Here is a 236-nt window from a genome sequence, read left to right as displayed (position 1 = left end):
CGATGCGCTCGATCGCGGCGGTGTCGCAGGGATTGCCATAGCAGTGCACCGGCATGATCGCGGTGGTCTGAGGGGTGATCGCCGCCTCGATGCGCGTCGGATCGAGGTTGAAGGTCACCGGATCGACGTCGACGAACACCGGCTTGATGCCGTTCCACAGCAGCGAATGCGCGGTGGCGACGAAGGAATAGGGGGTGGTGATGACTTCGCCGGTGATGCGCAGGGCCTGCAGCGCG

Annotated in this window: 1 protein-coding gene; it reads right to left on the bottom strand. The window is 65.3% G+C overall.

Annotated features, from left to right (window positions below):
- Nucleotides 1-236, bottom strand: a 236-nt coding sequence (locus tag SB753_RS41330; protein ID WP_410805723.1) for a DegT/DnrJ/EryC1/StrS family aminotransferase, incomplete at both ends; no start/stop codon positions are given.

The sequence above is a fragment of the Paraburkholderia sp. SIMBA_053 genome, from assembly GCF_046534895.1.
Lineage (GTDB): Bacteria > Pseudomonadota > Gammaproteobacteria > Burkholderiales > Burkholderiaceae > Paraburkholderia > Paraburkholderia caledonica.
The sequence above is the reverse complement of the archived record's forward strand: the minus strand, read 5'-3'. Positions and strand labels throughout refer to the sequence as shown.